Source organism: Pantoea sp. K16, assembly GCF_048452805.1.
GTDB classification, from domain to species: domain Bacteria; phylum Pseudomonadota; class Gammaproteobacteria; order Enterobacterales; family Enterobacteriaceae; genus Pantoea; species Pantoea agglomerans.
The window spans coordinates 12296-25190 of record NZ_JBLWNV010000014.1 but is presented as its reverse complement, the minus strand read 5'-3'; the positions used below and the strand labels follow the sequence as shown (position 1 = coordinate 25190).

The window sequence follows — 12895 nt, the reverse complement described above, 5'->3', positions numbered from 1 at the left end:
TCCCCTTAAGACTGCAAGACGTCAGCCAGACGGTCAAGACGGCCGCGTACGCTGCCATCAATAACCAGATCACCCGAACGGATGATCACGCCTGCCATCACAGACTTATCAATTTTGCAATTCAGCTTAACTTTGCGTGACAGACGTTTTTCCATCGCGGCGCTGATTTTATTCAGCTGGTCGTCACTCAGCGTACTGGCGGAGATAACATCAACTTCAGCGGTGGCTTCATGAGCGTCACGCAGTTCGATGTATTGGGCCAGTACAGCCGGAAGCGCTGTCAAACGTCCGTTTTCCGCCATCACCTTAATCAGGTTCTGCGCGGGTTCATCCAGTTGATCACCACAGACTGCGTTAAACGACGCTGCCAGCGCTTCGGGTGCTAATGCACCTGAGAGAAGATCAGCCATCTGTTCATTGCGAGCCACTTCTGCGGCAAACGCCAGCATCTGTTGCCAGCGTTCAATACTTTGATGCTCAACAGCAAAGTCAAAAGCTGCTTTGGCGTAGGGGCGAGCTACAGTAATCAGATCAGACATCAGCCCCTCCCTCCTTACAGTTCAGCGACCAGTTTATCAACGATGTCGCTGTTAGCAGCTTCATCCACGGAGCGTTCGATGATCTTCTCGGCGCCAGCCATAGCCAGCAACGCGACCTGCTTACGCAGTTCTTCACGCGCACGTTTGCGTTCAGCGTCAATTTCAGCCTGCGCTTGTGTCACGATGCGATTACGTTCGTTTTCAGCTTCGGTTTTGGCTTCGTCCAGAATCTGCGCGCGACGCTTGTTCGCTTGCTCGATAATGACCTGAGCGTCTTCTTTGGCTTTTTTCAGCTGGTCGGTCGCATTAGCCTGCGCGAGATCCAAATCTTTCTTTGCACGTTCAGCAGAAGCAAGGCCTTCAGCAATTTCTTTCTGGCGCTTTTCGATAGCAGCCATGAGCGGCGGCCATACGTACTTCATGCAGAACGCGACAAACAGGATGAACGCGATAGCCTGGCCGAGGATTGTTGCATTAATGTTCACAGCACAATGCCTCTAGATTGAGTATTTAACTTTTCTGCCGTTATCAACGATAAGCGGCAGAATCCGTTCACCCTTGCACATTGTGCGCTGAGTGAACACAGGGCTTTAGGCGACAGCAAACATCACGTACAGACCCAGACCAACAGCGATCATCGGGATTGCATCCACCAGACCCATTACAACAAAGAACTGCGTACGCAGCAGAGGAATCAGGTCAGGCTGACGAGCAGCGCCTTCCAGGAATTTTCCTCCGAGGATGCCGATACCGATCGCAGCACCGATTGCCGCCAGGCCCATCATCACAGCGGCAGCCATGTACAGCAGATCCATATTCAGGTTTTCCATGACAGTCTCCAGTTTGTTTCAGTTAAATGCTCCCTTCATCTTCCGGGCTTCAGCGGTGTGCGCTGCAACCCGAAATCAAGAGGGAAAGTAGTGTTGAGAAAAAAATCAATGTTCTTCAGATGCCATCGACAGATAGACAATCGTGAGGACCATGAAAATGAAAGCCTGTAGCGAAATGATCAGGATGTGGAAAATGGCCCACGGCACATTCAGCACCCACTGCGACCACCACGGCAACAGACCGGCAATAAGGATAAAGATCAGTTCACCCGCATACATGTTACCGAACAGTCGTAAACCCAGTGATACAGGCTTAGACAGCAGGCTCACACCTTCCAGAATCAGGTTGATCGGGATGAAGATCGGGTGGTTAAAAGGCTGCAGCGTCAGCTCTTTAGTGAAGCCGCCAATGCCTTTCATTTTGATGCTGTAGAACAGAATCAAAATAAATACGCCCAACGCCATAGATAGCGTGATGTTCACGTCTGCAGATGGTACGACGCGCAGCGCCGGTAACCCCAATACGTGCTCGCCAATATATGGCAGCAAGTCGATTGGCAGCAGATCCATGAAGTTCATCAGGAAGACCCAGACAAAGATTGTCAGAGCCAGCGGGGCGATAAGTTTGCTCTTACCGTGATACATGTCGCGCACGTTACTATCGACGAAACCGACAACCAGTTCGATAGCCGCCTGCATTTTCCCTGGCACACCGCTGGTGGCAGATTTTGCCACGCTACGGAACAACACCAGGAAGATGATTCCCAGCACCATAGAGAAAAACATGGAATCGATATTTAATACCCAGAACGTCGCGGGAGCGTCGTGCGGATTCACTATCTCGAAGGTACGCAGGTCCAACTGAAGATGAGTCAGGTGGTGACCAATGTACTCTTGCGGAGTAGAGATTTCTCCTGCAGCCATGATGCCTCTTACCCTTTGTTGTTAATTACCGCCGGTGCCAGCATTTGTACCACCAGCACCGATAACCAGGTTATTCCGACCGGCCAGAAAACCGCTCCGAATAGACCCAACGCCACAATGAGCAAAATGATGGTCGCAAACACTTTGGCTATTTCACCCAAAGCGAAGCTCCACGCGACTCGCCCCGAAGCTGGGGTTTGCCCCTGCAGGCGCCAGGCTAAAAACAAAAACAATACGTTTGGCAGCCAGGCTGCCGCACCGCCAGCAAGAGCAGAGAGACCCCAGATGACATCTTTAAGAGCAAAGAGTGCACCGATGATGACTATCGTCACCAGCTGAATCATCAGCACCGTTCGGGCGTATTTTACACTGTAAAGAGACACTGACATGACGCTGATACTCTCCTGCCCCGTTAGGGGTATGTCGCGTGTCGTATAAGACTGCCTTTGCGCAGTTGAGTCAAGCAGCAAAAGCCGTGCAAATTATACGGGCCGCACCTGCGATTTCAATCGGTAAGTAGCGAAAAGGTGAACAATTATTTAAATTTCTTTCCGGAGGGCTATTTTTCCAAAGATTACCCTGCAGAGATTCACCCTAATCTGACTGAAAATTCTCTCGCAACTTGCTTTTAAAGCGTGCTTTAGATCACATAATAAGCACTTTCACTACACTGAGTTTTATCTTCGCGCTATTTAAGAACAATCTGTATTACAAATTAACTCAATAAAATCAAATCATTGAAATTATAAAAATGCATCTGCAAGACTATTTTCACAGAAAACACGCTATTGACATCGAACTGTGCTTAAGAATCGTGTAATTGATATTACGCACGCAAAGTTATTACCGCGATATATTTTCTGCCGTGACTACTTTTATTCAGCGACCCGCCTATACAAGTGATATTTCTGATAACTGAATGTGAATTAAACGTTAAATGTAACAGAGCTTTTCGGATAATTTCCGTCAGCGTTTTAACCTTCGGTCAGCCAGGGCTTAATCAAAATCTTTTATTGATAGCGCATCATCTGCACTTTTTTCATCCCGGAACTGACGAAAATCACTGGCAGATAAACGCTAAATCTCTGCCAGTCGAAAGCCTATTGGTGACGAAGAATGACCAGGTGGCGATCACCTTCCAGCTGCGGTACCTGCAACTTAATCACAGCATCAGAGACGTAGCCTGCCGGTAACTCCGCAATTTCATCGTCCGGACGCACGCCTTTCAGCGCGAAGAAGCGCCCTTCTCTTCCCGGCAGATGATGACACCAGTTCACCATGTCGGTCAGCGAGGCAAATGCACGACTGATCACGCCATCAAAGGGCGGCTCAGCCGGGAACGCCTCAACCCGGCTCTGCACCGGAGTAATGTTAGTGAGTCCTAACTCATGCTGAACCTGACGCAGGAAACGCACCCGCTTGCCCAGGCTGTCGAGCAACGTAAAGTGCGCATCAGGCATCACGATAGCCAGCGGAATGCCAGGCAGTCCTGGTCCGGTTCCAACATCAATGAAACGTGAGCCTTGCAGATGCGGCGCCACCACGATGCTGTCGAGGATATGGCGTACCAGCATCTGCTGCGGATCGCGCACTGATGTCAGATTGTAGGCTTTGTTCCACTTATCCAGCAGGCCGACATAGGCAACCAGCTGCTGTTTTTGTTGATCGGAGAGGGAAATACCGGCTGCCTGTAGCAGCGACGTGAGTGTGTTGATCACAGCATAAGTCCATTCAGCGGGGGCGAGTCTCCTCGCCCCGTTTTCAGATCAGGCGCTTTTACGCAGCAGACCCTGTTTTTTCAGATAGATAAGCAGAATTGAGATGGCCGCCGGCGTAATACCGGAGATACGCGTCGCCTGACCAATCGAACTCGGTTTGTGATCGTTCAGCTTGGCGATAACCTCATTTGAGAGGCCGTTCACCTGGCGATAGTCGAGCTCCACCGGTAACAGCGTGTTCTCGTTGCGCAGCTGGCGATCGATCTCTTCCTGCTGACGCGCGATATAACCTTCATATTTGACCTGAATCTCAACCTGCTCAGCGGCCTGCTCATCAGCCAGTGTCGGACCAAAGGCATCCAGCGTCATCAGCTTCAGATAGGTCAGCTCAGGACGGCGCAGCAGATCTTCGCCGCTCGCTTCTTTGGTCAGCGGCGCGCTGAGTACCGTATTCACTTCCGTCACGTGCTCTGACTTCGGATGGACCCAGATATCGCGCAGGCGCTGACGCTCCTGTTCAATCGCTTCCAGCTTCTGATTGAAACGCGCCCAGCGCGCATCATCCACCAGACCCAGTTCACGACCGGTTTCGGTCAGACGCAGATCGGCATTGTCTTCGCGCAGCATCAGACGATATTCAGCACGGGAGGTAAACATCCGGTACGGCTCTTTGGTACCGAGCGTGCAGAGGTCATCAACCAGTACGCCCAGATAAGCCTGGTCACGACGTGGTGCCCAGCCCTCTTTGTCCGCAGACTGACGGGCGGCGTTCAGCCCCGCCAGCATCCCCTGTGCAGCGGCTTCTTCGTAGCCGGTTGTGCCGTTGATCTGGCCGGCAAAGAACAGGCCGTGAATAAATTTGCTCTCCAGCGTCAGTTTGAGATCGCGTGGATCGAAGAAGTCATACTCGATGGCATAGCCCGGACGCACGATCTTCGCATTCTCCATGCCCTGCATGGAGCGAACGATCTGAATCTGCACATCGAATGGCAGACTGGTTGAGATGCCATTCGGGTAGATCTCATTGCTGGTCAGCCCTTCCGGCTCCAGGAAGATCTGATGCGAGTTACGATCGGCAAAGCGCATCACTTTGTCTTCGATAGACGGGCAGTAGCGTGGACCGATCCCCTCGATGATCCCGGCATACATCGGGCTGCGATCCAGATTATTGCGGATCACCTCATGGGTTTTCTCATTGGTGTGAGTGATCCAGCACGGTACCTGCTGCGGATGCTGAGACGCATTGCCCATAAACGAGAACACCGGCATCGGGTTATCGCCGTGCTGCGGGCTGAGCACTGAAAAATCGATGGTGCGCGCATCGATACGCGGTGGCGTACCAGTCTTGAGGCGGTCTACCCGCAGCGGCAGCGCACGCAGTCGTTTTGCCAGCGGAATGGACGGGGGATCACCTGCACGACCGCCACTGTAATTATCCAGACCGATATGAATTTTGCCGTCAAGAAACGTGCCGACGGTGAGGACGACGGTTTTCGCGCGGAACTTCAGTCCCATCTGGGTGACTGCACCCACCACACGATCGTTTTCCACGATAAGATCGTCGACCGCCTGCTGGAAGATCATCAGATTGGGCTGGTTCTCCAGTGCCGTACGCACTGCCTGGCGATAGAGCACGCGATCCGCCTGAGCACGAGTTGCCCGCACTGCCGGACCTTTGCTGGCGTTTAGTATCCTAAACTGGATACCCGCCTGGTCAATCGCACTGGCCATCAGACCACCCAGGGCATCCACTTCCTTCACCAAATGTCCTTTGCCAATCCCACCAATCGCCGGGTTACAGGACATTTGTCCAAGCGTATCAATGTTATGGGTGAGTAACAGGGTTTGCTGACCCATTCGGGCTGCCGCCATTGCGGCTTCGGTGCCCGCATGACCACCACCAATTACGATGACGTCAAAAGGATCCTGATAAAACATGAAGTGGTACCTCGGTTGATGAACTTGCAGGATCGTCGTCCTGGGGCGTGGATTCTACTCAAATTCCGTCTGGGGTGAAAGCCGCGGGATCGTCCGGTTTTAAAAGAAAGGATCTTAGATCTGTATATGATCTTTCTGTTAGATCTCTTATTAGGATCCCGCTTTTCTGTGGATATGTGCCAGAAGCACAGCAGAAACAACAGGATGAAGAGGATCACTACCTGTTAGTGATCGGTGATCCTGATCCGTATAAGCTGGGATCAAAATGACATGTTATCCACAGCTCAAAATTCATTCTACGGTTGTTCTTTGGATAACTACCGGTTATACGCAGTAAAAGAGGGTAGTTATCCACAAAATAAACGAGCGGAAAAGGATAAAATCAGCATGTTCCACTGGGGATCGTCACTATTTCGCGATCCCCAGCCCCCTTCAGATCGCCTTTTTCCAGCTTTCCAGCCAGGCTTCCGCGGGATCTTCAGGGATCTCATGCTCCAGCACATCAATCTCCAGACGATCGCCGACCTGGCGGGCACCCTGAGCAATTAACAGGGCTTCAATCTGGCGGATCGCGCCACAAAAGAGATCATATTCATGATTGCCGAGTCCGATGGCACCAAACCGGACCTGCGAGAGATCGGGCTGGCTTTCCGTGATGGCTTCGAACAGCGGCAGCAGGTTATCGGGAATATCGCCTGCACCGTGAGTTGAACAGACCACCAGCCAGATACCCTCATGTGGCACTTCATCCAGCTCCGGGCCATGCAGCATCTGCGTTGAGAAGCCCGCTTCCTGTAATTTTTCTTCCAGATGTTCAGCCACATACTCTGCGCTACCCAGAGTACTGCCACTGATTAAGGTAATATCGGCCATCTTGCTCTCCCGGACATTAAGGCGAGCATTGTACGCTGTGATCAAGCGGTGATCCACCTGTGGACAACAGGGTTAATAGATTATGAGAAGCGAACGCAGCCGTTGCCAGCCGCCACATTCGTCAGGGATAAGATTATGCACAAGGCGGAGAAGGATCAGGGCTTGATAGTGCGCATGATCGGGTTTTGCAGCGAGATCAGCGTTTCCGTCGACTGAATTTCATCTATGGTCTGGATCTTGTTGATCAGCACCTGTTGCAGGGCATCAATGGATCGGCACATCACCTTAATAAAGATGCTGTAGTGGCCGGTGGTGTACCAGGCTTCAACCACTTCATCCAGCGCATCCAGTTTGCTCAGCGCCGCCGGATAGTCACGCGCGCTCTTAAGGATGATGCCGATAAAACAGCAGACATCAAACCCCAGCTGGCGCGGATCGATATCAACCCGGGTGCCCAGGATAATGCCCGCCTGCTTCATCTTCTCCACGCGGACATGAATGGTGCCGGGGCTGACGTTAAACTGTTTTGCCAACTCGGCGTAAGCAGTGCGCGCATTGTCGAGCAGGGCATTCAGAATGCCGCGATCCAGGTTATCGAGCTGCAGATGTTCGGCCATGGCCATCCTCGTTATTGGTCTGCTTAAGTAAACAAGGATGAATGTGCAGCAAAATAGTGGTTCAGGCAACTCCCGGCAGCGACGGGCGTCGCTGCCGGTTCACTTAGCGTTTGCGCCAGACGGTGACCTGCGCCAGCGTGTGCTGGAACTTGCGGGCCGTTTCGCGGATCACAAACGGTTTATCCTGCGGTTCATCGACCAGGTCGAAGTCGGCCGCCAGCAGACGTTGCAGTGCCTGCAGCGTCGTCAGTGCCTCACCGTTTTCACGCACGCCGCCCAGCCAGTTCTCCTTCGGCGTGAAATCCTCCAGCCAGGTATAGGGCGATGAGAGCACCAGAATGCCGCCCTGACGCAGCATCGGCGTGACATCCCGCAGGAAGCGTGCGGGCTGACGCAGGCGATCGATCAGGTTGGATGCAAGTACCAGATCGTAACGGGCGGGTTGCGGCTTAAGGTTACAGGCGTCGCCCTGAACAAACTGAATCCGCTGCGCCAGTTCGCTCTCCAGCGCGAAATCTTTCAGGCGAACCTGGCGATACTCCACCAGATCGCCTTCCTGTGGCAGGAGATAACGGAAGTCTTCGCCGCTGGCCAGCTGAAGCGCCACATCGATGAAGCGCGCCGAGTAGTCCATGCCGGTGACACGTTCAAAGTGGCGGGCCAGTTCAAAACTGGCGCGTCCGGTGGCACAGCCGATATCCAGTGCCTCGCCGCGTGCTGTGGTGTAGTTCAGCGCCAGGTTTACCAAGCTTTCGGCATAGTTATCCACGCCGAAATAGCGCGGGCCATACTGGAAGTCGAGGTATTGCGACACCATGGCGTCAGATTCATACGGGTTCAGCGCCATGGTTTCCTGATGGCTGGAAACCACGTAGCGGAAACCGGCATGCTGGAAGAAGTGGCGGCGGAACGCATAGCGTGCCGATTTCAGCGCTTCGTTGCCGGTCGATATCCAGCTACCGCCTTTGATCAGCGAATGTTTGCCATCAAAGGTCGGGGTAGAGAAATCATCGTAAAGCGGGTGGACTTTAAAATCTTCAAAGCCGTTGGTCGGCGTGGTCGTCCACTGCCAGACGTTACCGACGATATCGAAGAAGTCGCCCTGGGCGAAGAGATCGACCGGTGAAGAGGAAGCCCAGTATGCAAGGTTAATGTTGCCCGGTGCCCGATCCCAATCCGGCTGATCGCCCGCGACCTGTTCGCGCAGCTGAGCCCACTCCGCTTCACAGGGGAGCTGAACACTCATTCCCGTCTGATCCGCTTTCCAGCGGCAGAAGGCCGCCGCTTCCAGCTGGTTAACCTCGGCTGGCCAGTCCCACGGCATTGCGACTTCTTCACACATCAGACGCAGTTTAAGCTGATCGGGCATCGCAGGCGTGCCGACCCAGAAGGTGGGCATCTCCGCTTTTGCAAACTGACACCAGCCCCAGCCTTCGTCATCCCACCAGCGAGCGTCCTGATAACCCCCCGCCTCAACGAACGCCAGGAATTCCGCGTTGCTGACCAGCATTTTGCTCGCCCTGAACGGCTGCAGCGCGATCTGCTGGCGGCCATATTCGACATCCCAGCCATAGGTATCGTCGGTTTTACCCAGCGTGACGGTGCCGCCGGGCATCGGCAGCAGGGTATTGGCCGGAACAGCCTCGCGCTGGTGGCGCGCCATCGGGCAGACCGGCCACGCGGGCTGGGGTTTCACCCACCCGACCGGTAACTGGCGTATCAGTACGCTGGACGTTTCCAGATGAATACGCTCATGCTCAATGCCCATCAGGATCACCCAGGCCGGACTCTCCCAGGTGATCGGCAGAGTCAGCGGCAGGGTCTGGATCAGATCGCTGACCAGCGCTTTAACGCGCCCGCGGTATTCGCGGACTTCTTCGACAGTGGGCCAGTCATAGTGGCTGTCGTTGAGATCGTCCCAGCTCATCTCATCCACACCAATCGCCATCATCGCTTCGATACGATCGTCCAGACGCGCGTCGATAAGGCGTCCGGCCATCAGCTTATTAATGTAGAAGGTAGCGGTGTGGCCAAAATAGAAGATTAAAGGATGGCGCAGCGGAATGGCTTTGGTAAACCAGGCCTGGGAATCGGCCAGACAGGTAAACAGACTTTCATACTGTTCCCAGGTCTGGTGGAAATAGGCCAGCAATTCGGCACGTTTTTGTTCAATGTTATGGCCGGAGAGCAGTAGCGTTCGCGTCGGCGCAGGCAGATCGCGATGAGGTTGAGCAAGCGTCACAGGAAGCTCCAGATTGCTGAGTAAGTGAAACGGTAATTTACTATAGCAAATATGCATTTCTGCCCGATGACTTAACGCCGCCAGTGACGCAGCAGACGGCTTTTCATGCCGGTATCGAAACGCCAGATATGGTCGAAGATGCGCAGAATGCCTGGTTTCCCGTGGGCCGACATAGCCACGGCGTGAAAACGTTGCTGATTATTTCGCTGACGCGTTTTAATAGTCCCGATCACCTCTTCCGGCAGACGCTGGGCAATAAAATCGGAGACGATCACCGCATCGGCTTCCTGCCACAGGACGCCTTCCATTCGGGTCACAACGGAAGAGAGGCAGGCTGCCAGATCGGTGCCGCCGCGAAAGCGCTGACTGAGAAAGCGAATCGCCTGTTCCAGCCCGTCATCACCGGTCAGTTCATAGCCGATCACCTCATGCGCAAACAGCATGATGTAGCAGCGACGGCGATCGGCCAGCGCGACTTTCAGCAGCGCCAGACAAAACGCTTTGGCGCAGCGCTCATTGAAGCCACCCATCGAACCCGAGGTATCGACGCAGACGATGAAAGGCCCGCGTGGCTGCTCTTCATGCTGCTGGTGGCTGGCAGGACGCATCGTGACCTTTTCATGCCAGGCATCGCCCTGCAGCTTGTAGGTCAGCAGCCGTTTCTCTACCAGCCGCCGGTAAAACTCCAGCTCCAGTTCACTGATACTCAGCGCAGCTAACTCCGGCGGCAGCAGACGCAGCACGTCATCGCTCTGGTGAATGCCGCTGACCTCCTCCGGCACGGCCGCAGGTTCCTGCACCATATGGTGCAAGGCCTCCATAGGGGCATCCTGCGACGGCACCGATTTTGCCTCGCGGCTGCGACCCAGCTGCTGGGCCAGTTTCAGCAGCTCCGGCTGCTGCGCCAGAAAGTCGCCATATTGCAGCATCAGTTGATAGTCGCCAGGCTGCAGTGACGCTTTGCTCATGTCCCACAGCCGGCCAGCGGCGGCTTCGTCATCGTCGCCAAGAATCGGTGCCAGCTGACCGCTCAGCGCCATACGCTGCTGCAGTTCCGCCAGCAGGCGTTCGCGCTGCTGTTCCAGCAACGTCTGATTCAGCGTCAGGGTCTGTAAGGTCAGGCTCAGCCGCCAGCGCTGTAGAAAAAGCTGGTGCTGCGCGCTGCTGAGATGGCTGATATCGGTGTGCTGCAGCAGCCGGTTGGCTTCATCCAGAAAAGGGGAAGGCAGGCTTTCAAGCGCCTGAAGCGTGGCATTCAGCTGGTGGCTGAATTCACGATCGCTGAGGAGTTGTACCCGCTGGAACAGCTGAAACTCTTCGGCCAGCGTGGCCGGAACCGGCGTGGCTTTGAGCTCAGCGTTGATCTCCGCTCGCCAGCGTGGCACATCGCGTAACAGTGCTTTTTTCAGCCCGGGAAACTTTTCAAAAAACAGCGCCAGCTGTGGAGACGCCAGCAGGGCAATAATCAGCTCTTCAATCAGTTCGGTTTCACCCACGGAGAGCAGTGTGCTGAGCGTCTCCAGTGGGATCATTTACGCGCCTGTTTCAACTGTTCCGCCACATCCTGCAGGCTGGTTTCAACCCGCGCCAGCCAGTCATCACTGATAAACAGGCAGCGCTGGTGCTGGCTGAACAGATGACGCTGCGACCGCAGTTCACTCTCCAGTGCATCCAGCGCTTCGGTGATCTCACCGGGCAGCGGCTCGCTGTTGCTGACGCCAGGCAGTGTCAGACGCGACGATTGCAGGCTGACATCACGGATAGCCAGGCAGTGCTGTGCATCCACCTGTAAATCCAGACTCTGCGCAAAGCCAATTCCATTGAGCTTGCCGCGAACCTCGCCCCCTTTCTGCAGCCACTGATTCAGTGCATCACGCGCGATAACCAGATGTGTCACCTGCATGTCATGCAGCATCAGCGGCTTTTGCAGCATCAGCGTCAGTTGCTCATCAGTGAAGCTTTCCGGCAGATCGTAATGGGGTTTGCGACTGAACATCCCACTGTGTTTTTCCAGGGTGATCGCCTGTGCGATGCTCTGTTGCTGCTGCAGAGCCATGCGACGCGCTTTTATCTGATGCAGTTTCAGCAGCATCGGCTGCTGCTGCCAGGCGTGCTGTGTCATCAGCTGATCGATTTCGCGCTCCAGCAGCTGCATGGACGCGACGTCGTGCCAGAGGCAATCTTTCAGCAGGATCAGGTCTATCGGCGCAATGGCGCTGCGGCCACTGTAAAAGGCGCTGGCCTGCAGCAGATGAATAGCTTTTTTCCAGCGACGATCGGAAATATAGGGCGCAGCGGGCTGGCTTTCCAGTTGCTGGCGCAGCTGATAAATCAGCTCGAACACCGCATCCGGGAGGCTGACCTGACTGATGCCGAGCTGCCACTGCGCATACTCCTCATCACTGATGCGCAGGGATTCCGCGACCGGATTGGTGTGCTCATCCTGCTGATGGGTCAGCATGCTGCGAAAGTTCTGCTTCTCATGCACATTATCCAGCCACAGGCGGATTAGCATCCGGTCATAGAGCGCTTCAAGGCCGCTGTCCGCTTCCGGCATTTCATTAGAGGCGGTGACCAGCAGACGCATCGGAATGGCCTCTTCGCTGTCGCCATTGCGGAAGCGGCGTTCGTTGATAGCGGTCAGCAGGGTATTCAGAATCGCCGGGCCGGCTTTCCAGATCTCATCCAGAAAAACAATCTCCGCGTCGGGCAGATAACCTTTAGTAAGGCGCTGATAGCGCCCTTCATCCTTCAGTGCCTGAATAGATAGCGGGCCAAACACCTCTTCCGGTGTGGAGAAACGGGTCATCAGATATTCAAAGGCGCGGGCGTGCTGAAAGGCATATTTCAGGCGGCGGGCAATCAGGCTCTTGGCGATGCCGGGCGGTCCCAGCAGGAATACGCTTTCACCGCTCAGCGCTGCCAGCAGGCAAAGGCGGATGGCATGATGTCGCTCATACAATCCTTTTTCTAACGCATTGCTAAGGCGAGAAATTCTTTCTGCCAAAAGATGGGGTTGAGCCATAATCACTTCAATGTCCTTACGATCGTCGGGCCGCCGCGCTTCAGCAAGCGCCTTACTCTATAGATCATCATGCGTGAAAGCGTTGATAGCTGTCAGCTTTTTTGTTTCATAAGGTTTGCCTGCTTTGAAAGCGGCGCTGATTAACGCTTTAATGCCTGAAACCACCCCGTTACCCTGGCAGACAGGCGA

At 54.4% G+C, this 12895-nt stretch carries 12 protein-coding genes; all 12 read right to left on the bottom strand.

What is annotated here, in order from left to right; genetic code table 11:
* Positions 1-5 precede the first annotated feature (5 nt).
* On the bottom strand, positions 6-539 hold the full coding sequence (gene atpH, locus ACK13D_RS17875; protein WP_003849530.1) for a F0F1 ATP synthase subunit delta: 534 nt from the start codon (positions 537-539) through the stop codon (positions 6-8).
* Between the two features lie 14 nt (positions 540-553).
* Positions 554-1024 (bottom strand): F0F1 ATP synthase subunit B, encoded by a 471-nt coding sequence (gene atpF / locus ACK13D_RS17870; RefSeq protein ID WP_003849528.1) that lies wholly within the window; start codon positions 1022-1024, stop codon positions 554-556.
* A gap of 105 nt (positions 1025-1129) precedes the next feature.
* A complete protein-coding gene (gene atpE, locus ACK13D_RS17865; RefSeq protein WP_003849523.1) occupies positions 1130-1369 on the bottom strand; it encodes a F0F1 ATP synthase subunit C in 240 nt (79 codons plus the stop codon).
* Positions 1370-1474: 105 nt separating this feature from the next.
* Positions 1475-2293: a F0F1 ATP synthase subunit A gene (gene atpB / locus ACK13D_RS17860; protein WP_010258863.1), complete on the bottom strand. Its 819-nt coding sequence runs from the start codon at positions 2291-2293 to the stop codon at positions 1475-1477.
* Between the two features lie 8 nt (positions 2294-2301).
* Positions 2302-2682 carry a F0F1 ATP synthase subunit I gene (gene atpI, locus ACK13D_RS17855; RefSeq protein WP_010258861.1) on the bottom strand — a complete coding sequence of 127 codons (381 nt, stop codon included), beginning with the start codon at positions 2680-2682 and terminating at the stop codon, positions 2302-2304.
* A gap of 711 nt (positions 2683-3393) precedes the next feature.
* Positions 3394-4011, bottom strand: coding sequence for a 16S rRNA (guanine(527)-N(7))-methyltransferase RsmG (rsmG, locus tag ACK13D_RS17850; RefSeq protein WP_010258859.1), 618 nt, complete (start codon positions 4009-4011; stop codon positions 3394-3396).
* Positions 4012-4059: 48 nt separating this feature from the next.
* Entirely contained in the window at positions 4060-5949 is a 1890-nt protein-coding gene (gene mnmG, locus ACK13D_RS17845; RefSeq protein ID WP_089415174.1) for a tRNA uridine-5-carboxymethylaminomethyl(34) synthesis enzyme MnmG, read from the bottom strand.
* 432 nt (positions 5950-6381) lie between these two features.
* On the bottom strand, positions 6382-6822 hold the full coding sequence (mioC, locus tag ACK13D_RS17840) for an FMN-binding protein MioC (protein WP_418796967.1): 441 nt from the start codon (positions 6820-6822) through the stop codon (positions 6382-6384).
* Positions 6823-6977: 155 nt separating this feature from the next.
* Positions 6978-7439, bottom strand: coding sequence for a transcriptional regulator AsnC (gene asnC / locus ACK13D_RS17835; protein ID WP_003849496.1), 462 nt, complete (start codon positions 7437-7439; stop codon positions 6978-6980).
* A gap of 103 nt (positions 7440-7542) precedes the next feature.
* Complete coding sequence (gene ovoA, locus ACK13D_RS17830; protein ID WP_033780804.1) at positions 7543-9681, bottom strand: 5-histidylcysteine sulfoxide synthase; 2139 nt, start codon at positions 9679-9681, stop codon at positions 7543-7545.
* 71 nt (positions 9682-9752) lie between these two features.
* Complete coding sequence (gene viaA, locus ACK13D_RS17825; protein ID WP_010258852.1) at positions 9753-11213, bottom strand: ATPase RavA stimulator ViaA; 1461 nt, start codon at positions 11211-11213, stop codon at positions 9753-9755.
* Positions 11210-12706 carry an ATPase RavA gene (ravA, locus tag ACK13D_RS17820; protein WP_010258850.1) on the bottom strand — a complete coding sequence of 499 codons (1497 nt, stop codon included), beginning with the start codon at positions 12704-12706 and terminating at the stop codon, positions 11210-11212. The genes viaA and ravA overlap by 4 nt, the downstream gene beginning before the upstream one ends.
* Between the last annotated feature and the right edge of the window lie 189 nt (positions 12707-12895).